Source organism: Georgenia sp. Z1491, from assembly GCF_057652395.1.
This window is the reverse complement of sequence record NZ_CM172729.1, coordinates 1,100,078-1,122,117: the sequence shown is the minus strand read 5'-3', so window position 1 is coordinate 1,122,117 and position 22,040 is coordinate 1,100,078. Positions and strand designations below refer to the sequence as shown.

Sequence of the window (22,040 nt, the reverse complement as noted above, 5' to 3'; positions counted from 1 at the left end):
AGACGCATGAGCGCGCCCACTCTGCGCACCGGGCGTCGCGTCATCCCTGGTCACCCGACGTCGCCGAGGTCCCGGCCGTCGGGGTCAGGATCCGGATCGGGGTCCGGGTCCGGGTCCGGGACGTCGTTCACATCGAGGCGGGATCGGGCACGCGGTTCGATGGACGAACGGTCCGGCGGATCGTGGCCGACGACGACGTCGTGCTGGCCCTGCTCACCATTGGGCGCGGCGACAGGCTTGCCATCAGGTACGTACCGCTGCGCGGGGACCCATGAGCACGGTGGGCCGTGCTCGCGGTGCGGGTCCCGCACGGCTCGGAGATCGCCGCCGGCGCCTGTGCGCATGAGCACCACCCCCTCCGGCGGCTCGGCCGGTGCGGCCAGATGTGTGGGCGCGGCCCGGTACTCGTGCCCCGTCGGGGTACGCACGGTCAGCGAGGTCGCGGTCGTGGTGTGCGACCAGCCCAGCAGCTCCTTGATGAGGTTGCAGCGCTGACACAGGCCCGATGCGTTGTCCAGACTCGTCGCCCCGCCCTCGGACCAGCGCATCGCATGGTCGATCTGCCGCAAAGGTGCGCCACAGTACGGGTTACGACAGTCGTCGTCGCGCAGCAGCACCATCCGCCGTAGCCGGCGGCTGAAGATCCGGGATCGGGCGTCCATCTTCGTGATCAGTCCCGTGGCCGGCTCGGTCCAGATCCGACGCAGGTCCACGTCCCGGGCGCTGGCCTCTGTGAGCATGTCCCGCGCCACCCGGGCCGGGATCGGTCCCTGGCCGGGCATCCAGGCAGGCTCGTCGCCGCCGACGAGGGTCTGGTCGGTCATCACAAGAGTCAGATCGACGTCCCGCGGCGCCGAGGCGCCCACACCGGTGACCCGCTCGACGAGCAGATCGGCCACCAGCTGTCCGCGGGTCCGGCCGTCCGCGGAGGACCTGGCGGAGGCGGCATCGGCAACGGCGGCCCCGTCATCAGGAATCGCGCCGGCATCACCCTGCCCTGCGAGGACCTGATCGGCCTCCTGGACCAACGAGTCGTGGACGCGGCGCCCCTCGGCCACGGGCAGATGCGCGGTCAGGAAACACATCCCCGGTTCGGTGGCAGGACGTATCGTCACCCGGCGCGAGCGCCGCGCCTCCTCCGCCCGCCTGGCGGCGGCCTCCCCGTCCAACCGGTGAGCGATGCGCCGGGCCCGGTACCGCACCTGCCGGTCCGACAGCGAGTCCAGGACCGGCGCCAGCTCCTCATCGGCCACCCGCCGATCGGCCGGCTCCAGGTCCACCAGCTCCGCGACCAGCAGGTGGGCCCGAGTCTCGCTGAGGCGCCCGGACTCCATGAGCGCCAGCGCATGGGGCATGTCGTCGACGATCACCCGACCGGCCTTCAACCGCCGCTGCCCGGTCGACGGCGACTCGCGCCGTGCCAGCGCCACCTCCTCGGCGAGCCCCACCCCTGCCGCGCCCGCGGGACACCGTTGACGTCCTCACGGGTGCGGCGCAGCACTTCGACCACCGCTGTGGCCCGCACCTGCACCGCTGCGGCCGCTGCCTTGAGCCCCTCCGCGGCCGCGATCACCTCGATCGCGGCGGCCTCGGTGGTGATCTCGACCCCGGTCAGCGCCTCGGTCACCACACGCATGCCCGCGGCCGTGGGGACGACGTCGGCCACCAGCTCCCGCTGCATGGCGCCCCACCACTGCGTGTCCACGTCGCCCTCCCCTCGCACCGTCGCGTTCGGTATCGATCTACTCCGGACGCTACCGACGACCAGCGACAACGAACAGCGACCAACTCCACTGTTGGGGATGAACGTGCACCAATGATGCCTGTGGATACCTCGCGGCACGATGCACGTGCGGCCCGGGCGGATGTCGAACGCGCGGGAGTCGCCGACAAGCCGAGCAATCCGATCCATCTCGAGGCGGCGCTGCGGCTCACCCGTCCTGGTGCCGTCATCGTCATCGACAACGTGGTGCGGGACGGAGCGGTGGTCGACCCCTCCCTCGAAGCGACCGCCGTTCAGACGGTCGGCGTCAAGGGCTGGGACGGACTCATCGTCCTTCGACGGCGGTAGGCATCGGGCTCGTCCCGTCGACGTCGGTCGTGGTCCATTCGCGAGGGACGACGGTCCCGCTCCCCCAGCCGCGCGCGATCTCGCCGCCCTCGAGGACCTGCACGAGGGACGCGGCCACGCTGATGGCGATGACCTCGGGAGTCTTGCCCGAGATGCCGGGGCTCCCGATGGGGCTGTGGATCGACTCGATCGCGGCGGCGTCGTGGCCGGCCTCGCCCAGCCGCTTCCGGAAGCGCAGCCACTTGGCGCGCGACCCGATGAGGCCGACGCTGCCCAGGTCGCCGCGCGTGATGGCAGCGTCGCAGAGGAACAGGTCTTCGGAGTGGTCGTGACTCATGATCATCACGTGGGAGCCCGCGGGCAGCCCGCGCAGGACGACCTCGGGCGCCGGCGCGTGGTGACGGTGGACGGTGGCGCTCCCGACGACGTCGGCGAGCCGCTCGGCGTCGACCATCTCCGCCCGGCTGTCCACGAGGTGGAGCGAGACGGGCAGACGCGCGAGGATCCGTCCGAGCTCCAGGCCGACGTGCCCGAGGCCGAACACGGCGATCGAGGGTCGGGCGACGAACGGCTCGAGCAGCACGGTGACGTCGCCGCCGCAGCACTGGGTGCCGTGCGCGTTGTCGGCGTGCTCGTTGAGCCCGAACGACATCTGCTCGGGCGCGGTCAGGCCCTCGACGATGACCTCGCGGCCACGCTCGACGACGCTCGCCTCGAGGTTGCCCCCACCGACGCTGCCCCAGGTCCCGTCGACGCCGACCACCATCTTGGCGCCCGACTCGCGCGGGGCGTGCCCGCGCACCGTGAGCACGGTGGCGAGCACGCCGGGCCGCCCCTCCTCGCGGAGGAGCTGCAGCGCGGCGAGCCAGTCCATCAGGCCCCCGCGACCGGGACCGGTGTCGCGCCCGGGCGAGAGGTGTCGCTCCGGGTCGCGGCGCCGTTGGTCTCGGCACCGTTCGTCTCGGCACCGTTCGCGTCGGCGCCGTGGTGCACTCCGGCCGTGGCCGGGGATCCCGGGACGCCGTCGACGTCGTCGCCGGGTGCTCGGGCGGCCTCGATCGCCCAGTAGACGGCCTCGGGGGTCGCGGGGCTCGCGAGCCGCACCTCGCGGCCGCCCGGGCCGAATGCGGCCACCGCCTCGCGCAGCGCCTCGCGCACCGCGAACGCGAGCAGCAGCGGCGGCTCGCCGACGGCCTTGGAGCCGTAGACCACCCCGGTCTCCTCCGCGCGCTCGAGGAAGTGCACGTTGAGCTCCTCGGGCATCTCGGAGAAGCTCGGCAGCTTGTACGTGCTCGCGGCCTGGGTGGCGAGCCGGCCACGCCTGTCGGAGTCCGACTGGTCCCAGACCAGCTCCTCCTGCGTGAGCCAGCCGACGCCCTGGACGTAGCCGCCCTCGACCTGCCCGACGTCGACGAGCGGGGAGAGGCTGTCCCCGACGTCGTGCACGATGTCGGTGCGCAGGAAGCGGTAGGCGCCGTCGAAGCCGTCGACCTCGACCTCGGAGACGGCCACGCCGTAGGCGAAGTACCGGAAGGGCTCACCCTGGAACGTCTTGGCGTCCCAGTGCAGGCCGGGCGTGCGGAAGTAGCCGGCCGCGAACAGCGGCACGCGCTGGAAGTACGCCTTGTGGGCCAGCTCGGCGAACGTCAGCTCGGCGTCGCCCACGCCCAGCGCGGTGACCCGGCTGCCGGAGAACCGCACGTCCTCGGGGTGGCAGTTGAACTGCCGGGCAGCGACCTCGGCCATGTTGCCGCGGATCTGCTCGCAGGCGTTCTTCACCGCACCGCCGTTGAGGTCGGCGCCGGTGCTGGCCGCCGTCGCAGAGGTGTTGGGCACCTTGTCGGTGCGGGTCGGTGCGAGCCGCACGTCCTCGAGGTTGACACCCAGGGCGGTGGCGGCGACCTGCCGCATCTTCGTGTGCAGCCCCTGCCCCATCTCGGTGCCGCCGTGGTTGATGAGCACCGAGCCGTCCTTGTACACGTGCACGAGCGCCCCCGCCTGGTTGAAGGCCGTGAGGTTGAACGAGATGCCGAACTTCACCGGAGTCATCGCGATCGCCCGCTTGGTGAACCGGTGGCTCGCGTTGAACTCGGCCACGCGGGCCGTCCGCTCGGCGTGGTCGGAGGAGTCGAGCGCCTGCTGCCACAGGGCCTCGAGCCGCTCGGCGTGCCGCACGGGCATCCCGTAGGGCGTGGACTGGCCGGGCGCGTAGAAGTTCCGGCGGCGCAGCTCGCCCGGCTCGATGCCCAGCAGCGGGGCGCACCGGCCGAGGATGTCCTCCATGACGAGCGCGCCCTGCGGGCCGCCGAAGCCGCGGAACGCGGTGTTCGACTGCTTGTGGGTCTGCGCGATGCGCCCGTGGATGCGGGCGTCGGGGATGAAGTAGGCGTTGTCGATGTGGCACAGCGCCCGGGCGAGGACCGGCTCGGACAGGTCGAGGGACCATCCGCCGTCGGCCGTGAGGGTGGCGTCCAGCCCCACGATCCTGCCGTCCTCGTCGAACCCGATGTCCCACGTGGCGTGGAAGCCGTGCCGCTTGCCGGTCATCGTCAGGTCCTGCGTGCGGGTGTAGCGCACGCGCACCGGACGGCCCGTGAGCACGGCGCCGAGGGCGGCGACGGCGGCCGGCCCGTTGGCCTGGGCCTCCTTGCCGCCGAAACCGCCGCCCATCCGCAGGCTCTGGACGGTCACGGCGTGGTTGTGCAGGCCGAGGACGTGGGCGATGATCTCCTGCGTCTCCGAGGGGTGCTGGGTGGAGGACTGGACGAAGACCTGCCCGCCCTCGTCGACCTTGGCGAGCGCGGCCTGCGTCTCGAGGTAGAAGTGCTCCTGGCCGGCGAACTCGAACTCGCCGGAGAAGCGGTGGGCCGCGGTCGCGAGGGCCGACTCGGCGTCGCCGCGGACGATCGTCGGCCGCGAGCCCTGGAACGACTCCGTGGCGATGGCCTCCGTCAGGCTGAGCGTGGAGGGCAGCGGCTCGTAGTCGACCTCGACGGCCTCGGCGCCGAGCCGGGCCGCCTCGAGGGTCTCGCCGAGCACCCAGCACACGGCGTGCCCGTGGTGCATGACCTCCGGCGGGAACAGGGGCTCGTCGGCCTTCGTACCGGCGTCGTTGGTGCCGGGGACGTCGTCCGCCGTGAGCACCCGCACGACGCCGGGGACGTCGTAGGCGGGCTCGGGCCGCAGGGACGTGATGCGCGCGTGCGCGTGCGGTGCCTGCACCGGCCAGGCGTGCAGGACGCCGTGCGTGGAGACCGTGAGGTCGTCCGTGTACAGGGCGGTCCCGGTGACGTGCTGGGACGCGCTCTCGTGCGGGACGCTGCGGCCGACAACCGGGTTGACGGGACGCTCGGACAGAGCACTCATCGGGCCACCTCCAGGACCTCGGACGGGCTGTTCTCGACATAGAAGCGGCACAGGGCCTGACCGAGCATCGCGCTGCGGTAGCGCGAGCTCGCACGGTGGTCGTCCATCGGCGTGCCCTCGCCGGACATCACCTGGGCCGCGGCGGAGACGGTCTCCTCGCTCCACGGTCGGCCCCGCAGCGCGTCCTCGGTGGCGAGCGCCCGGACCGGGGTGGCGGCGATGCCGCCGACGCCGATGCGGATGTCCGACACGAGGCCGTCCTCGATCCGGGCGGCGATCGCGACGGCGACGCTCGAGATGTCGTCGAAGCGCCGCTTGGCGATCTTGTAGAAGGCGGTGGTCGGCGCGAGCGACAGCGGGATCCGCACCGCCTTGATGATCTCGCCGGGCTCACGCACCGTCTGGCGGTACCCGGTGAAGTACTCGGCCAGGTCGACCACGCGCTCGCCGCCGCGGGAGGCCAGCACGAGGGAGGCGCCGAGCGCGAGCAGCGCCGGCGGCGCGTCGCCGATGGGCGAGCCGGTGCCGAGGTTGCCGCCGAACGTGGCGCCGTTGCGGATGAGGCGCGAGGCGAACAGCGGGAAGAGCTCGGCCAGGACCGGGATCTCGCCGTCGAGCTCGCGCTCGACCTCCGAGAGCGTGAGGGCCGCCCCGATCTCGACGTGGTCCGGGGTCCGGGTGAGGTCGCGCAGCTCGGCGAGCCGGTCGACCGCGAGCAGCACCGGCGGGCGCGTGTGCCGGAGGTTGAGCTCGACGCCGACGTCGGTCGCCCCGGCCACGATCTGCGCGTCCGGCTGCTCGGCGAGCCGGTCGAGGAGGTCGGTCAGGGTCGCGGGCCGGTGGAACTCGGCCTCGCCCGCGGCGTAGGCCGTGGCGCGGGCCGCGGGCCCGGCGGCGTCGAGGCGCTGCGCGAGCGGGTCCTCCGACTCCGGGGAGCCCAGCGCGTAGGCGGCGTCGCGGATCGGCCGGTAGCCGGTGCAGCGGCAGAGGTTGCCGGACAGGGAGTGGATGTCGAAGCCGTTGGGGCCCGTCTCGTGGGCGTGGGCGTCGCTGGTGTCGGCGGGCACCGCGGCGGTCTCCACGACCGTCGTCGCACCGGCCGGCGTCGATCCCGTGACGGTCCCGACGCTCCCGTCCGTGCCGTCGGAGCCTGCGGCGAGGTTGACCTCGGCGTCGGCCGGTGCACCGGTGCGCTCGGGGCGGTAGTACTCCGCGGCCATCGAGCAGATGAACCCGGGCGTGCAGTAGCCGCACTGCGACCCGCCGCGGTCGGCCATCTCGCGCTGGACGGGGTGCAGGTCCTCGACGGCGCAGGCGCCCTCGGCGGTGCCCAGGCCCTCGCTCGTGACGATCTCCTGGCCGTCGAAGGCCAGCGCCGGCGGGAGGCAGGCGTTGACGGAGGTCCACCGGGTGCGGTCCTCGCCGTCCGGGCGGGCCACGAGTACCGCGCACGCGCCGCACTCACCCTCGGCGCACCCCTCCTTCGCCCCGGTCAGGCCGAGCGAGCGCAGCCAGTCGAGGAGGTTCGTGTGCACGGGGGCGCCGTCGATCTCGCGGTCCTCACCGTTGACGTTCACCGTGATGCGGGCCATTGCTCACTTCCTTGTCGAGCTGCAGCGTCGTGCGTGGGGAGTGCGCATCCCCGGCCGAACGGCCGTCGCGTCCGCGTACGGGGCCTCACGACATCCCCGGCGCGTGCGGTCGACACTACTCTCGCGACACCCGGTCGGCAAGATTCTGGAAGATTAATTTCGTATCGTGAAGTTCAACACGATGGTTGAAATCGCGCGGGTGAGGCGCGCGCGGGGGCCCGTCGGACCGCTCAGCTGCCGCGGTAGGTCGAGTAGGCGAACGGGCTGAGCAGGCAGGGCACGTGGTAGTGGTCGCGACCGGCCTCGACGAAGAAGTCGATCGTCACCGACGGGAAGAACGTCTCCCGACCCTGGGCTCGGAAGTAGTCGCCCGAGGCGAACGAGATGCGGTAGGTGCCCGCCTCGAGCGCCTCGGGGCCGAGGTCGCCGATGCGGCCGTCCTCGTTCGTCGTGCCGCTCGCCACGTCGGTGGCGGCGTCGCCGTCGAGGCGCTGCAGGCGAACGGCGATGCCGGCGGCCGGGACCCCGGTGACGGCGTCGAGGACGTGGGTGGTGACGTGCGAGGTCATGACAGTTCTCCCTGGAGTCGAAGGACGGCGATCTCGCGCAGCTGCTCGGCGGCGACGCGACGTTCGGTGGCGGGGTCGTTGGTCAGGCGCTGCTCGAGGGCGGCGAGGATCTCCTCGGCGTCCCGGCCGGCGGCGCGGATGAGGAAGACGTGGCCGAACCGCTCCTCGTAGGCGAGGTTGCCGGCGCGGAGCCGCTCGGCGACGGAGGCGTCCCCGGCGTCGACCCCGGACTGCTCGCGCGCGGAGTGGGCCGCGTCGGCGTCGTCACCGCTCGCCCGCTCGCCGATGCGCGGGTGGCGGGCCAGGGCGCCGTCGACCTCGCCGTCGGTCCACGGGTCGGCGGCGGTCCGGGCGGCGTGCAGCACGTCGTCGGCACCCGCGTACGGGCGGCCGGCGACGATCTCGTCGGCCCAGCGCGGCACGCGCACGCAGGCCAGGAGCGTCTCGCGGGCGGCGTCCGCGTCGTCGTTGAAGGTGCTCAGGGTGGTCGTCATGCGGCTACCTCGTGATAGTTTCGGATAGCGGAATACAACTTCCGACTATTGCAACGTATGGGCACCGGATCGGCGCTGTCAACAACGATCCTCGCCGATCCGGGGGGCGGACGCCCGCGGGCCCGTGGCAGCATGCCGAGAGAGCCGACCCGGAAGGATCACCGATGACCGAGCCGACGTACTGGGCCACCCACGGCGGCCACCCGCCGCAGACCGACCTGCTCACCGACCGCGCCATGTTCCGCGAGGCGTACGCCGTCATCCCGCGCGGCACCCAGCGGGACATCGTCACCTCGAACCTGCCGCACTGGAGCGGCACCCGGCTGTGGGTCCTCGCGCGCCCGCTGACCGGGTTCGCCGAGACGTTCTCGCAGTACCTCATGGAGGTCTCCCCCGGCGGCGGGTCGCAGCGCCCCGAGGAGGACCCGGACGCCGAGGCCGTCCTGTTCGTCATGGAGGGCGAGCTCACGCTGACCCTGGGCGAGTCCGCGGGCGAGGCAGCCGGAGAGCACCACATGACGCCGGGCGGCTACGCGTTCGTCGCCCCCGGGGAGACCTGGACGGTGGCCAACGACGCCGCGGAGCCCGTGCGGTTCATGTGGATCCGCAAGTCCTACCAGCGGGTCGACGGCGTCGACGTGCCCGAGTCGTTCGTGACCAACGAGCGCGACGTCGAGCCCACCCCGATGCCGGACACCGAGGGCAGGTGGGCCACGACGCGCTTCGTCGACCCGACCGACGTCCGCCACGACATGCACGTGACGATCGTGACGTTCCTGCCTGGCGGCATCATCCCGTTCGCCGAGACCCACGTGATGGAGCACGGGCTGTACGTGCTCCAGGGACAGGCCGTGTACCGCCTCAACGAGGACTGGGTCGAGGTCCAGGAGGGCGACTTCATGTGGCTGCGCGCCTTCTGCCCCCAGGCCTGCTACGCGGGCGGGCCCGCCCCGTTCCGCTACCTGCTCTACAAGGACGTCAACCGGCACGTCCCGCTCGGCCTGGGCGGCATGCACCGGTAGGCGTCAGTCGGCCCCGCGGCGCAGCAGCCGGCCCCGCGGGGTCTCGGCGTCGACCTCGGTTCCGCGCACGAACGTGCGGCGCACCTGGCCGGCGAGCTCCTTGCCGTCGTAGGCGGAGATCGGATTGCGGTGGCGCAGCTCCTTGGCGACCACGACGAACTCCTCGTCCGGTGCGAGCACCGCGAGGTCGGCGTCCTGCCCGGGGGCGATGCGCCCCTTGCGCACCAGGCCCAGCCGGTCCGCGGGGCGGGAGGACATCCACTCGACGACCCGCTCGAGGGCGATGCCCCGGCGGCGGGCCTCGGTCCACACGATCGGCAGCCCGAGCTGGACCGAGGAGATCCCGCCCCACGCGACGGCGAAGTCGCCGCGCTCGAGATCCTTGAGCTCGACGGTCGAGGGCGAGTGGTCGCTGGCCACGTAGTCGATCGTGCCGTCGAGCAGCCCCTCCCAGAGGAGCTCCCGGTTGCTCTCCTCGCGGATCGGCGGGCAGCACTTGTGCGTGGTGGCGCCGTCCGCGACCTCCTCGGCGCTCAGGGCCAGGTAGTGCGGGCAGGTCTCGGCGGTGATGTCGACGCCGTCGGCCTTCGCGCTGCGCAGCATCGGCAGGGCGTCGGAGGAGGACAGGTGCAGGACGTGGCTGCGGCCGCCGGTCCAGCGGGTGCGCTCGACGAGCTGGGCGATCGCCAGGTTCTCGGCGCCGCGCGGGCGGGACGCGAGGAAGCTGCCGTAGCCGGCGCCCGCGGCGGCGGGTGCCCGGCCGATCGAGCGGTCGTCCTCGGCGTGGACGATCATCATCGCGCCGAGGCGGGTCAGCTCGGTGAGGTGCTCCTCGAGCTCGTCGGCCTCGAGGTGGGGGAACTCGTCCACGCCCGAGCCGGACAGGAAGCACTTGAAGCCGAACACGCCGTCCTCGTGCAGGTCCGCGAGGTCCGGCACGTTGCCGGGGACGGCGCCGCCCCAGAAGCCGACGTCGACGAAGACCTGCGGCGCCGCGACGAGGCGCTTGTACTCCAGCGCCGGCCGGTTGACGGTCGACGGGATCGAGTTCAGCGGCATGTCGACGATCGTGGTGACGCCGCCGGCGGCAGCGGCGCGGGTCGCGCTCGCGAAGCCCTCCCACTCGGTGCGGCCGGGCTCGTTGACGTGGACGTGGGCGTCCACGAGGCCGGGCAGGAGGACCTCGTCGTCCGCCAGCTCGATCACGGTGTCGCCGACCAGGCCGGCGCCGAGGGGCTCGACGGCCACGATGCGCCCGTCCCGCACCGCGACCTCGCGCGAGGCGAACCCGTCCGGGCCGTGCACGCGGCGCCCGCGCACGACGAGGTCCGCCGTGCCGTCCTCGCGCCTGCCGGCCGGGCCGTCCTCGCGCGCAGCCGCCTGGCCGTGCTCGGCGAGGTACTCGCGGATCTGGGCGCGGACCCGCTCCGGGTCGTTGACGTCGGCGATGCCGCGCCGGGGCGGGGCGGAGGTCGTCTCGTCGGTCATCTGATCTCCCTCGATCGCTCGGCGGGGCCGTCAACCGACCGCTCCGCGGCTTCCTGCCGGTCCGCCATCATCGCACGCATGGATTCCACTTCGTGAGATCCACCTTCTGCACAACGGAAGCGTAGGCCGACGCAGGAGCGCCGGTCAATCGCCGCGCGACTACCCTCGCACTGCAAGCCCGACGCAGCCCGAGGAGCAGCATGTCGATCGACCCCACCACCCCGGACGCCGGACGGGCCACGGACGTCCTCGCCCGGTTCGTCGCCGACGACGGCGAGCGCCGCAGGAAGGTGCGCCGCCAGCTCCTCGTCCTGCTCGGCTTCACGGCGCTGGCCGTCGTGTGCATCGCCGGCCTCGTCTCCGGGGAGGTCACGCGCCGACTGTTCGCGATCCTCCTGCTCGGCGCGGTCGGCGTGATCGGCGCGGGCGGGACGCTGGTGGCCCTCGTGCGGCTGCGCAACGACCGGCGCACCGGCGAGGACGCGATCGACCTCCTCGTGGAGGACTCCGGCCTCGTCGGTCCGGGCGGCCTGGCGGTCCCGTGGTCCGAGGTGGCCGGCGTCGAGATGTCCGCCGCCGGCGTCGTGCGGATCCTGCTCACCGATCCGCGCACCACCCTGGAACGGACGACGACGCCGCGCCAGGCGGCGGCGGTGCGCACCTCCGACGGCGCGCCGCACGTCCTCGTCGAGCTCGGTGCGCGCGACGCGGACGAGCTCGCCCACCTCCGGGCGGTGCTCGACGCCGAGCTGGCCCCGCGCGGTCAGCGGGTCGGGGAGATCGCCGGCTGACGACCGGAACGACCGAGGCGGCCCCGAGCGACCCTCTACCCTCGGGGACGATGCCGGACCGACCGCCCTCCCCCACCACACCCCGCACGGGCGCCCCGACCCAGGAACGGCTGCACTGGGTCGACGCCGCCAAGGCCGCGGCGATCATCCTCGTCGTCGCCTACCACCTCGGGGGCGCGGGCATGGACCGGCTGCTCCCGAACCCGGACGGCTTCGGCTCGGTGTTCTGGACCCGGGCGAACGACGTGCTCCTGCCGATGCGCATGCCGCTCTTCTTCCTCACCGCAGGCCTCCTCGCGCACCGCGCCGTCCGACGGCCCTGGCCGGTGGTCGCCCGCAGCCGGGTCCTCGTGCTGCTGTGGCCCTACGTGCTGTGGAGCCTGGCGTTCGCCTCCTTCGCCGGCTTCGCCTACCAGCCCGCCGCGCCCGAGGCCTACGCGCTCGACCGGCTCAAGGCGATCCCGTTCGCCGGCACCGCCTACTGGTTCCTCGCCGTGCTCGTCGTGTTCTTCGTGACGGCCAAGCTCCTGCGCCGGTGGCCGGCCGTGGTGCTCGGCCTCACGCTCGTGCTCGCCGCCACGGCCCCCTACCTGGAGCCGGTCATCGAGGAGTCGGTGCCGTCGCTGGCCACCTACGCGGTCGTACGGGTGGCCCGGTACGCGTTCTGGTACTTCCTCGGCTGCTACGCGTTCTCTGCCGTCAAGCGGCTCTCCGAGCTCCCGCCGTGGCCCGTGCTGCTGATCGGCGGGTCCGCCTTCACCGGGCTGACCGCCGTCGCCCTCCTCGCCGGCCTCGACCGGCCGCTGGCGTTCCCGCTGTCCGTCGCCGGGCTGGCCGCGGCGGTCGGCGGCTCGGTCCTGGCCGTGCGCAGCGGCCGGGTGCGGACCGTCTCGCGCTACATCGCCGGGAGAACGCTGCCGATCTACCTCGTGCACCCGGTACTCATCAACCTCGTGGTGCTGGCGGCGTTGCTCCTCGGCGGCCCGCTCCCCCCGAACGACGCGTTGGCGACCTGGCTGACGCCCGTGCTGGTGGCCGTGAGCGTCGCCGTGTCCGTCGTCGTCTACGACGCGGCGATGCGCACGCCCCTGCGGGTCCTCTTCCAGCCGCCGGAGCGGCTCACGGCCGTCCGCGCGTGACGAGCGCGGCGACGGCGTCCGACCACGCGGTCATCTGGTTCTCGGCCCCCAGCTCCCGCGCGGCAGCGGCGGAGCCGGCCTTCCAGCGGGCCACCTCGTCCGCGTCGAGCCGGTCGAGCAGGGCGGTGAGGTCGGCCTCGGTGTACCCCTCGGTCACCGCGCCCAGGCCGTGGCCGTGCACGAGGGCGGCCATCTCGGGGTTCGGCCCCACGACGATGCCGAGACGGGCCTGGACGAAGTCGAAGAACTTGTTCGGCAGCGTCCACTCGAGGTTGAAGGTCACCGGTGGGACGAGGAACAGCCCGACGTCGTAGCCCGCGAGGGTCTCGACGAGCCCGTCGGCCGGGACGGCGTCGTGCAGGGTGACGCGGTCCGAGGTCTCGGCGAGGGCCGCGAGCTCGGCGAGGTAGGTGGGATCGGACGGCATGAGGTAGAGGTCGAGCGTGGCCCCGGAGGTCGAGGCCGTCACGGCGCGCATCATCACCTCGATGGCCCGCACCCGCGTCGCCCCGCCGGAGTGGACGAGGCGCACCGGGGTACCGACCGGCGTCGGGCTCGCGTCCCGGAAGGGGGCGGCGTTGACGACGACGCCGGCGTCGACGCCGTACTCCCGCGCGTACTCCTCGGCCAGGCCGCGACCGACCGTGGTGACGGAGTCGCACAGGGGCAGGAAGGTCCGGATCAGCCACCGGTAGTAGGGCGCGACGAACAGCTTCCAGCGCGGGGACGCCTCGTGCTGGCGCGGCGCGTACTCGTGGAGGTCGGCGTGGACGCCGGCGTTCGGCCGCAGCGCGAGCGCGAGCGGCACGGTGTCGGCGTCGTTGGCGACGACGACGTCGAAGAACCCGGCCGGCAGCTGGTCCCGCAGGTAGGAATTGACCGAGTTCCGTCGGTAGACGGCGGCGAACCGCCGCTGCATGAGCAGCGCCCGGTCCTTGTGCCAGGCGACGAGATCGTCGGGGATGCGGACGTGGGCCGCCACCCCGTCCGGCTCCGGGCCGTAGCCGCACGACGTGACGTCGTAGGTCCGCGCGAGCAGCCGGATCTGCCGCAGCAGCCGGGCGTCGGAGACCAGGGTCGAGTACGAGATCACGAGCACCGACGGTCGCGGGTCCGGCGCGGGGGCGGCATGCGTCATGGCGCCCATGTTCCCACCCGTGGCCCGGGTCGACCGGCACACTGTCGGCATGAGCCCCAGCCTGCGTGACGTCGTGGCCGCCGGCGTGCGGCGCCTCCCGACCGACCGGCGCGAGGCGGTGGAGCGACGCCTGTTCGTCCGTGAGCTCCGCGCGGCCGGCGACCTCGTCCCCTTCCTCCCGGAGGAGCGCCAGGCCGGCCTGCTCGTCGGGCCGACGAACACGGCGGGCCAGGGCTTCCTGTGGGCGCGCGCGGTCGAGGCGCACCTCGCGGGCGTCGCCGCGCGGTCGGTGACGCTGCAGCGGCCCGGCGGAGTCGACCGGTTCTCCTACCCGGCCGACGTCCGGCTGCCGCTCGCGCTGCGCCCGGGACGAGCGGCCTGGCGCGACGGGGTGCTCGCGCGCTTCAGCCACGTCCTGCTCGAGACCGGTTACTCCCCCACCGCGATGACGACGGCGGTGGCGGACGGGGCGGAGATCGCCGCCTACCGGGCGGCCGGCGTGGCACCTGCCGTGGTCCTCCACGGCTCCGAGATCCGGGACCCGGTCCGCCACGCCGAGCTCTACCCGACGAGCCCCTACCGGTCGGCGGTCACGGTCGACGACGACGCGCTGGACCGGATCCGTGCCGCGCAACGGCTCCTCGAGGTCGAGGACCTGCCGATCTTCGTCTCGACGCCGGACCTGCTCGACCTCGCCCCCGGCGCCACGCTGCTGCCGGTCGTCGTCGACGTCGAGGGGTTCGGCGCCCCGCACACGGTGCCGGCGCTCGGCCACCAGCGGCCGATCGTGGTGCACGCGCCGTCGAACCCGGCGCTCAAGGGGACGGCCGTCATCGAGCCGGAGCTCGAGCGGCTCGACGCCGCCGGGCGGATCACCTACCGGCGGCTCGAGGGGGTGGTGCACGAGCAGATGCCGGAGTTCGTCGCCGGCGCGGACATCGTGGTCGACCAGATCCTCCTCGGGGCGGTCGGCGCGCTCGCAGCGGAGGCGATGGCGGCGGGGCGTCTCGTCGTCGGGCACGTGCACGAGCGGGTCCGGTCCCGGCTCGACGGCGAGCTGCCGGTCATCGACGCCACCCCGGAGACCTTCGCGGAGGTGATGGAGGAGATCCTGCGGGATCGCGACCGGTTCACCGAGGTCGCGGCGACCGGCCCGTCATGGGCTCGGACGCACCACGACGGGCGGGCGTCAGCGGCCGCGCTGGCGCCGTTCCTCGGGGTCGCGGAGACCTGGTCCGGTCGATAGCATCAAACCCAAGACTGCTATCATCATGGCATGAAGCAGATCATCACCCGGCTCGACGAGCCGCTGGCCGATGCGGTCAAGGCACACGCCGCCATGACCGGTGAGTCCGTCAACGCATTCGTCACCCGGCTGCTTCGGGCTGCCGTCGACGGCCGACAGGCGTGGAAGGACGAGGCGATCGCTGCCGGACGGTTGACGTCCCGCGCCGCACGACCCGCACCGCACCCCCAACTGGAGGTCTCCACGCCTCCCGGGTACGCGTCGGATCTCGTGTCCGCGGAACGCGACGAGCGGTGATCATCTACATCGACACCAGCGCGCTCGCCCGGGTCTATCTGGGCGACCAGTCCGACTCCGCCCGACTGACACAGGTCGTGTATGAGCACGAGGACCCGGTGATCACCAGCGAGCTGACGGACGTCGAGATCGCGAGCGCGTTCGCACGGGCGACTCGGCAAGGCACGATCGACGCATCCACGGCAGCCACCCTGATGGATCGATATGCCGCCGACACATCCGACATCGGACCCGTCGGTGTCGTCGCCCTGGATGGCGCCACGCTCGCCCTCGCGCAGCGGTATGTCCTCAGCACACCGGTGCGTTCCCTGGATGCGATCCACTTGGCCGCATGTGCGCAGTTCCGCGAGTCAACGCCGGACGAGGTGCGTCTGCTCTCACGCGACCGCCGGCAGAACGACGCGGCCCAAGCGATCGGCATCGCCCTGGCCGACGTCTAGCCTGCCAGCAGCTTCTCGATCGCGGCACCCCACTTCTCGACCTCGGCCTCCGCGGCGAGGTCCTGCGCCACGGCGTGGCTCGCGGCCTTGAATCGCGCGACCTCGTCCCGGTCGAGCCCGGCGAGCGTCGCCTCGATGTCGTCGACCGCGAACCCGCCGGTGACGACGCCGAGGCCGTGCGTCCGGGTGAGCTCCGCCATCTCCGGGCTCGGGCCGGTGACGATGCCGAGCCGCGCCTGCACGAAGTCGAAGAACTTGTTCGGCAACGTCCACTCGAGGTTGAACGTCACGGGAGGCACGACAAAGATACCGGCGTCGTAGCGGTTGAGAGTCTCGACGAGCTCCGCGTACGGGACCGGATCGAGGATGCGGACGTTGCTCGTGGCGGCCGCGAGCTCCTCTAGCTCGGCCAGGTGCGTGGGGTCGGACTTCATGAGGTACATGTCGAGCTCGACGACGTCGGAGGCCCGACCCGCTGCCTCGATCGTCAGTTCGAGGTGCCTGCGCCGCAGCGAGACTCCCGAGTGCACCAGGCGGATCCGCTCACCGACGGTCCCGGGCTCCAGGTCGTAGTAGGGCGTCGCGTTCGTCACCACCTCGACGTCCATCCCGGTGATCCGCTGGTACTCCCGCGCGAGACCGCCGGAGACGGTAGAGAGCGAACGGCACCGGGGCAGGTACCGCTTGCAGAGCGAGAGGTAGTACGGCCCGATCCGGCGGCGCCAGGCGTCCTGCTCCTCGCGCCAGCGCGGGAAGTACTCGTGCATGTCGGCGTGGACCCCGAACCGCGGGCGCGTGCCGAGCGCGACCGGAACGGCCTCGAAGTCGTTGGCGAGGGCGATGTCGAACTCCCTGCCCTTGAGCAGCTCGCGCGCCTTGCGCATACCGCGCTGCGCCCACAGCGCGAGCCGGTAGATGCGCGAGGTGATGAGGCGGCCGTCGAGCTTGTTCGTGTGGGTGAGCGGCAGTTCGATGTGCTCGGCCACGCCCTCGGGCGCCGGCCCGAACCCGCACGTCGTCACCTCGTATCGGTCCGCGAAGTAGCTGACCTGTTTGAGGACGCGGGGGTCGGTCGCGATCTTCGAGAACGAGATGATGAGCATCCGCGTCGGCTGGGTCATGGGCGCGATTGTTCCATCCGGCGCAGCCCGGTCGCGCCGCGCCCGACTACGCCAGGCCCGCGAGGTTGGCCTGGTGCGCGAACTCGGGGTGCGCGGCGACGACCTCCTCGAACGTGCCGCGCGCGGCGATCGTGCCCCCGGTCATGAAGCAGACCTCATCGGCGTGCCGGATGGTCGACAGCCGGTGGGCGACGGTGACGACCGTGACCTCGCCGTGCAGCTCGCGCAGGGCGTGGGTGACGGCCTCCTCCGTGGCGGTGTCGAGCGCGGAGGTGGCCTCGTCCATGACGAGCACGAGCGGGTCGGTGTAGAGGGCGCGGGCGATGCCCAGGCGCTGGCGCTGGCCCCCGGAGAACGCGAGCCCGCGCTCGCCGACCAGCGTGTCGAGGCCGCCGCGCTCCTCGACGGCGTCGAGCAGCTGGGCGCGACGCAGGCACTCGCGCACGCGATCCTCGTCGATCGTCGAGCCCCAGGCCAGCGCGACGTTCTGCGCGATCGACCCGTTGAACAGGGAGACGTCCTGGGGGACGTAGCCCACGCGGGAGCGCCAGTCCGCGAGCACGTCGTCGAGATCCTGGTCGCCGATGAGCATCGTTCCCTCCTGCGGGACGAGCAGCCCGAGCAGGATGTCGACGAGCGTGGACTTGCCCGCGCCGGACGAGCCTGCGAGCGCCACGTGCGTGCCCATGCGGATCGTCAGGTCGATGTCGTGGACCGCCGGCGCCTGCGAGGTCGGGTAGGTGAAGCCGACGCCGTCGAGCACCAGCTGGCGCGGCTCCCCGACGATCGGCTCGCGGCCCACCGTCTCGGCGTCGCGGATGAACTTCTCCGAGGCCCGGATGTCGTAGATGACCCGCTTCGCGTGCGGGAGCGTCGTCGAGGTCTGGGTGAGGATCGCCTGCATGCGCGTGATCGCGGGGATCATCCGGAACCCGGCGACACCGAACATCGCCACGGCCGCGAACGCCTCGGTCGCGCCGCCCTGCCAGTAGCCCACGCCGCCGACGAGCACGAACCCGCCGACGAGGGCGACCTCGAGGACGTACTTCGGCGCCTGGCCGAGGAACTGGCTGTTGGACCGCGCGCGTACGGCGTGCTTCCGGTTGTCCCACACGACGTCGGCGACCTCGGAGGTCTTGTCCCGCAGGACGATCTCCTTGAGCGTGGCCACCATCTCGGTCATCAGGCGGGCAGTCTTCAGCGAGTAGTCCCGGTTGACCCGCCCCGCTACGAGGGCCTTCGGGTTGACCACGAGGTAGAGCAGCGCGGCGAGCGCCCCGAGGTAGACGACCGTGATCGCCGCGATCATCGGTTCGGCGACGACGAGAACGAGCAGCACGGCCGCCGTGGTGGCGAGCTCGGTGGGCAGGCTGGCCACCGGCAGGAGCAGGCCGGAGGTCGTGTTGGCGATCCCGACGTCGGCCATGCGCACGAGCTCGGCGGAGTTGCGGGAGAGCCGGTCCGTCCACGGCGAGTGGAGGTAGGCACGGAAGAGCCGGTCGCCGATCTCCATCTCGTACTCGGCGAACTTGCGGGTGGCGACCCAGCGCATGGCCAGGGAGGCGATGGACTTGGCCGAGATGAGCAGGCATACCGCGAGGAGCACCCAGATGTAGTCGTCGGTGCCGATCTCCCCGATGAGCGGCAGGCTCACCGGCTGGCCCGACACCATCGGCGCCATGACGAGGGCGAGGATGCCGAGCGCGACGACGTCGAGGAGCGCGAGCATCGCCGTGACGACCGAGTACATGAGCAGGTAGCGCCGGGCGCCGGACGGAAGCATCGGCAGCAGCGTCCGCGTCGTCCTCAGTAGATCCTTCACCCGTGCTCCTGCTGCTCGTCGTCCGGGCGCCGTGGGCGGCCGCGGGTCGCACCGGCCGGCGCGTGCCGTTCATCGTGCCACGCGGCGCCGGGCACCGTCCGAGGACCCCCCGGTGCCCTCCACCACGCTCGGCCGTCGTCGTCCCTATCCTTGCCGGGTGCGTCCACACCTGCTCTACGTCGCCTGGGGCTTCCCGCCCTGCCGGGGGTCCGGCGTCTACCGGGCGCTGGCCACCGCCAACGCGTTCGCCGACGCCGGCTGGGACGTCACCGTCCTCACCGCGCCGCGCGAGCTGTTCACCGAGCTGTTCGGGGCGGACACCTCGCTGGAGGACCGCGTGCACCCGGCGATCCGCGTGCTGCGCGTGCGCCAGGAGCTGGCCCACATCGAGACCGACCTCGCCCGGTACTCGCGGGGACGGGTGGCCTCGGAGCCGGCGTGGTTCTCCGCGTTCATGCGGGCCTCGGAGGCCGGCTTCCCCGAGCGCGTCTACGGTGGCTGGGCGGGCAACCTGCGCGCCGCCGCCGAGCAGGTGCACGAACGCCACCCGGTCGACCTCGTGCTCGGCACGTCCAACCCCCACGTCGACTTCGTCCCGGGTGAGCACCTCGCGCGCCGGTTCGACGTGCCCTACGTCCTCGACTACCGCGACGGCTGGGCCCTCGACGTCACCACCGGGCGGCGCGTGTCCGGGGAGCGGTCGCGGGCCTGGCGCACCGAGCGCGAGCTGCTGCTCGGCGCCGAGGAGGCGTGGTTCGTCAACGCCCCGATCCGCGACTGGTACGACGCCACGGTGCCGGAGGTCGCGGACCGCACCCACGTCGTCGCCAACGGGTACGACGGAGACCTCGGTGAGGAGATCGACGCGCTGCGCGTGACGGCCGCCCCCGACGACTCCGCGCCGCTGACGTTCGGCTACCTCGGGACGCTCTACGGGTCGGTGCCCGTGCGCGAGCTGCTCGAGGGGTGGCGTGCGGCGCGGTCGCGGGACGAGGACGTGGCTCGGGCACGGCTCGTGCTGCGGGGCCATGTCGGCCACCAGGGTGCGCCGGACGAGCGGACCCTGGCGATGCTCGCCGAGTTCGCCGGGGACGGGGTCGAGCACGGCGGGCCCGTGCCGCGGGCCGAGGTCGCGCAGGTCTACGCGGGCTTCGACGTGCTCGCCCTGCCCCTCATCCCGGGGCGGTACGTCACCAGCGGGAAGGTCTTCGAGCACGCGGCGACCGGGCTGCCGGTCGTGTCGGTGCACGGCCCGGAGTCGGCGGCGTCCTCCGTGCTCGAGGGGCATCCCGCGTGGGTGCTGACGGAGTCGATGTCCGCCGACGACGTCGCGGACGCGCTCGTGGCTGGCGCTGCGCTCGCGCGCTCGGCGACCCCGGCCTCCGTGGCGGCGACCCGGGACTGGGCACGGCGGTATGCGCGCGAGGAGCAGCTCGCGCCGCGCGTGGCCGAGCTCGGGGACATCGTCGCTCGCCGCGCGGCCGAGCTCGGCCTGCCCGTCCCAGAGGTGGCTGCGCACGAGGTCCCGGCACGCGTGCTGCCCGATAACACCGAGGCCGTGGAGTCGGCTGCGGCGTCGGGCGCCGACGATGCCGACGTCGCTGCCCCGCGGCGGTTCGTCCTCGTCGTGGGCTCCGAGGATCCGGCCGACGAGGTGCTGGCGCGGTCGGCCGGCGCCGGGGACCTGGCCGAACGACTGGGGAGCCCGGAGTCGCCGGCACACGTCACGCTCGTGTGCCGCACGGCGCCACGCACGCCGGTGGCGGGTGTCGCCGTCGTGCACGTCATCGCCGAGGACCGATCGCCGCTCGCGGCGATCGCGCGCTCCGGGAGGTACCGGGCGATCGATGCGGCCGCCAGACGCTCGGTGCCCGGTCGGCTGCTCGCGACGCTCAGCCCGCTGGACGACACCCGTACCGTGTGGCGCGCCGCCCGGTCCGACGCCACGGCGGAGGCGCTGGCCGGCCAGGCGGGCGTGGCCGTCGCCGTCGACCTGCCCGCCGTTCGGACGGCCTGGTCGTGGCTGAGGCGCGGGGTCGTCCCCGCCGCCGTGCACGGCGTCGCGGCGGCCGAGCGGCTGGTCCGGCGCGAGCCGCCGGCGGGAGACGCGGGGTCACGGGGGTGAGTGACCGCCGCGGGGCGGGCGGCGATGGCACGATGACCGGCGAGGGCCCGGGGTCCGGCGCGGTGCCCACTGCTCGACGGAGCGGGGCACCACGCGGACGGTGGACCGAGCCCGGCGTACCCGGCACGCTCCCCCGCCTCGACTCGCTCACCGCGCTGCGCTGGTGGGCCGCGCTGGCCGTGTTCGCGCACCACATGACGAATTTCGCGCCGCTCCCGATCGCCGGTCCGCTCAGCCTCGGCGCCCAGGGCGTGGCGTTCTTCTTCGTGCTGTCGGGCTTCGTGCTCACGTGGTCGGCGCGCCCCGGCACCCGCGTCTCGACCTTCTACTGGCGCAGGTTCGCCCGGATCTGGCCGGCGCACATGGTGGCGCTCCTGCTCGCGGTGCCGGTGTTCGTCGGGCCACCCGCGGACGTCGAGGAGAGCTGGGTCCGGCCCCTGTCGGCGGTGCTGCTGCTCTCGGTGGTGCTGCTGCACGGCTGGTCGGCGAACAACGAGGTGGTGTTCTCGGGCAACCCGGCGTCGTGGACGCTGTCGCTCGAGGCGTTCTTCTACGCCACGCACCCGTGGCTCGACCGCCTGCTCGGCCGGACCGGGCGCCGTGCGGCCCTGGCGGTGCTGCTCGTGATCCCGGTGACCGCCGCCGTGCTGTACATCGCGCGCTCCGAGATCGACGCGCTCGCCCATCTGCCGCGTCCAGTGCTGCGGCTGTGGGAGTTCTGCCTCGGGATGGCGCTCGCGCACGCCGTGCGGCTCGGCTGGCGGCCGCGGCTCCCGGTGCCGGTGGTGCTCGGGCTGCTGCTCGTGGTCTGCGCGGGGGTTTTCCTCGGCCCGCTGCGCGCGCCGGGCGTGTGGGAGGCGCTGCGCCTCGGTCCGTTGTCGCCGGTGATGATCCCCGCGGCGTGCGGGATCGTCATCCTCGCCTACGCGGTGCGGGAGCTGCGCGGTCGCGCGGACGGGTCGGGGCGCGGTGCGCCCGCCGGCTGGCTCGTGCGGCTCGGCGAGTGGAGCTTCGCCTTCTACCTCCTGCACGCGACGCTGATCTACGCGTGCCGCGGGTGGTTCGGGCTGCAGCCGATGGGGTGGGCGAACCTCGGTGTGTACGCGGCCGTGCTCGTGCCCGCGATCGCCGGCGCGTGGGCGCTGCACGCCTGGGTCGAGAAGCCGATCGAGCGGCGGATGCGGCGGTGGAAGGACCGGCGGGACCGTGAGCGTGAGGCGCGGGCCCGGGAGCGATAGGCACGCGCGCACAAGCTCGTCACGGTTCGCTCTCAGGTCGGCCCCGGTCGCTGTGCTCCCTACGCGGGTTCCGTACAGTGG

General features: G+C 73.0%; 19 protein-coding genes and 1 pseudogene. 9 read left to right on the top strand and 11 right to left on the bottom strand.

Annotated features, from left to right (window positions below):
* Positions 1-50: 50 nt before the first annotated feature.
* Both AC24HA_RS05290 and AC24HA_RS05285 read right to left on the bottom strand, forming a co-directional pair.
* On the bottom strand, positions 51-1,430 hold the full coding sequence (locus tag AC24HA_RS05290) for an HNH endonuclease (RefSeq protein WP_487563611.1): 1,380 nt from the start codon (positions 1,428-1,430) through the stop codon (positions 51-53).
* The gene (locus AC24HA_RS05285) at positions 1,382-1,705 is read right to left on the bottom strand and encodes a hypothetical protein (RefSeq protein WP_425709241.1); all 324 of its coding nucleotides are present in this window, start codon (positions 1,703-1,705) and stop codon (positions 1,382-1,384) included. The genes AC24HA_RS05290 and AC24HA_RS05285 overlap by 49 nt, the downstream gene beginning before the upstream one ends.
* Positions 1,706-1,885: 180 nt before the next feature.
* Here AC24HA_RS05285 and AC24HA_RS05280 point away from each other — a divergent pair.
* Positions 1,886-2,071 (top strand): annotated as a pseudogene (locus AC24HA_RS05280) (O-methyltransferase); the annotation flags it as partial.
* Here AC24HA_RS05280 and xdhC read toward each other — a convergent pair.
* The 5 genes from xdhC to uraD all read right to left on the bottom strand — a co-directional run bounded on the left by xdhC (position 2,049) and on the right by uraD (position 8,092).
* A complete protein-coding gene (gene xdhC, locus AC24HA_RS05275; protein WP_425709243.1) occupies positions 2,049-2,945 on the bottom strand; it encodes a xanthine dehydrogenase accessory protein XdhC in 897 nt (298 codons plus the stop codon). The pseudogene AC24HA_RS05280 and the gene xdhC sit on opposite strands and share 23 nt — an antisense overlap.
* A complete protein-coding gene (gene xdhB, locus AC24HA_RS05270) occupies positions 2,945-5,437 on the bottom strand; it encodes a xanthine dehydrogenase molybdopterin binding subunit (protein WP_425709244.1) in 2,493 nt (830 codons plus the stop codon). Before xdhB ends, xdhC begins: the two co-directional genes overlap by 1 nt.
* Positions 5,434-7,029 carry a xanthine dehydrogenase small subunit gene (locus AC24HA_RS05265; RefSeq protein WP_425709245.1) on the bottom strand — a complete coding sequence of 532 codons (1,596 nt, stop codon included), beginning with the start codon at positions 7,027-7,029 and terminating at the stop codon, positions 5,434-5,436. Before AC24HA_RS05265 ends, xdhB begins: the two co-directional genes overlap by 4 nt.
* A gap of 230 nt (positions 7,030-7,259) precedes the next feature.
* Entirely contained in the window at positions 7,260-7,598 is a 339-nt protein-coding gene (gene uraH / locus AC24HA_RS05260) for a hydroxyisourate hydrolase (protein WP_425709246.1), read from the bottom strand.
* Positions 7,595-8,092, bottom strand: coding sequence for a 2-oxo-4-hydroxy-4-carboxy-5-ureidoimidazoline decarboxylase (uraD, locus tag AC24HA_RS05255; protein WP_425709247.1), 498 nt, complete (start codon positions 8,090-8,092; stop codon positions 7,595-7,597). The genes uraH and uraD overlap by 4 nt, the downstream gene beginning before the upstream one ends.
* Positions 8,093-8,256: 164 nt before the next feature.
* Between uraD and AC24HA_RS05250 the strand changes: the two genes are divergently transcribed.
* On the top strand, positions 8,257-9,114 hold the full coding sequence (locus AC24HA_RS05250; protein WP_425709248.1) for a bifunctional allantoicase/(S)-ureidoglycine aminohydrolase: 858 nt from the start codon (positions 8,257-8,259) through the stop codon (positions 9,112-9,114).
* Between the two features lie 3 nt (positions 9,115-9,117).
* On the opposite strand, the gene allB is transcribed toward AC24HA_RS05250, so the two are convergent.
* Positions 9,118-10,602, bottom strand: coding sequence for an allantoinase AllB (gene allB, locus AC24HA_RS05245; protein WP_425709249.1), 1,485 nt, complete (start codon positions 10,600-10,602; stop codon positions 9,118-9,120).
* Between the two features lie 200 nt (positions 10,603-10,802).
* On the opposite strand from allB, the gene AC24HA_RS05240 reads away from it, so the two are divergent.
* Both AC24HA_RS05240 and AC24HA_RS05235 read left to right on the top strand, forming a co-directional pair.
* Positions 10,803-11,393: a hypothetical protein gene (locus tag AC24HA_RS05240; RefSeq protein WP_425709250.1), complete on the top strand. Its 591-nt coding sequence runs from the start codon at positions 10,803-10,805 to the stop codon at positions 11,391-11,393.
* A 50-nt stretch (positions 11,394-11,443) separates the two neighbouring features.
* A complete protein-coding gene (locus AC24HA_RS05235; RefSeq protein WP_425709251.1) occupies positions 11,444-12,532 on the top strand; it encodes an acyltransferase family protein in 1,089 nt (362 codons plus the stop codon).
* Here AC24HA_RS05235 and AC24HA_RS05230 read toward each other — a convergent pair.
* Complete coding sequence (locus AC24HA_RS05230) at positions 12,513-13,670, bottom strand: glycosyltransferase family protein (protein WP_425709252.1); 1,158 nt, start codon at positions 13,668-13,670, stop codon at positions 12,513-12,515. The genes AC24HA_RS05235 and AC24HA_RS05230 overlap by 20 nt on opposite strands.
* Positions 13,671-13,719: 49 nt before the next feature.
* On the opposite strand from AC24HA_RS05230, the gene AC24HA_RS05225 reads away from it, so the two are divergent.
* Genes AC24HA_RS05225 through AC24HA_RS05215 form a run of 3 tightly spaced genes read left to right on the top strand, consistent with a single transcriptional unit; the run spans position 13,720 to position 15,653 of the window.
* Positions 13,720-14,916 (top strand): hypothetical protein, encoded by a 1,197-nt coding sequence (locus tag AC24HA_RS05225; RefSeq protein ID WP_425709253.1) that lies wholly within the window; start codon positions 13,720-13,722, stop codon positions 14,914-14,916.
* A 30-nt stretch (positions 14,917-14,946) separates the two neighbouring features.
* Complete coding sequence (locus AC24HA_RS05220; protein WP_425709254.1) at positions 14,947-15,213, top strand: hypothetical protein; 267 nt, start codon at positions 14,947-14,949, stop codon at positions 15,211-15,213.
* The gene (locus tag AC24HA_RS05215; protein WP_425709255.1) at positions 15,210-15,653 is read left to right on the top strand and encodes a type II toxin-antitoxin system VapC family toxin; all 444 of its coding nucleotides are present in this window, start codon (positions 15,210-15,212) and stop codon (positions 15,651-15,653) included. The genes AC24HA_RS05220 and AC24HA_RS05215 overlap by 4 nt, the downstream gene beginning before the upstream one ends.
* Here the strand turns inward: AC24HA_RS05215 and AC24HA_RS05210 are convergent.
* Complete coding sequence (locus AC24HA_RS05210) at positions 15,650-16,774, bottom strand: glycosyltransferase family protein (RefSeq protein WP_425709256.1); 1,125 nt, start codon at positions 16,772-16,774, stop codon at positions 15,650-15,652. The two genes, AC24HA_RS05215 and AC24HA_RS05210, sit on opposite strands and share 4 nt — an antisense overlap.
* Positions 16,775-16,820: 46 nt before the next feature.
* Positions 16,821-18,596 (bottom strand): ABC transporter ATP-binding protein, encoded by a 1,776-nt coding sequence (locus tag AC24HA_RS05205; RefSeq protein WP_425709257.1) that lies wholly within the window; start codon positions 18,594-18,596, stop codon positions 16,821-16,823.
* 157 nt (positions 18,597-18,753) lie between these two features.
* Between AC24HA_RS05205 and AC24HA_RS05200 the strand changes: the two genes are divergently transcribed.
* Entirely contained in the window at positions 18,754-20,721 is a 1,968-nt protein-coding gene (locus tag AC24HA_RS05200) for a glycosyltransferase (protein ID WP_425709258.1), read from the top strand.
* Positions 20,718-21,959, top strand: a complete 1,242-nt coding sequence (locus AC24HA_RS05195; RefSeq protein ID WP_425709259.1) for an acyltransferase family protein — start codon at positions 20,718-20,720, stop codon at positions 21,957-21,959. The genes AC24HA_RS05200 and AC24HA_RS05195 overlap by 4 nt, the downstream gene beginning before the upstream one ends.
* The last annotated feature ends 81 nt before the right edge of the window (positions 21,960-22,040 follow it).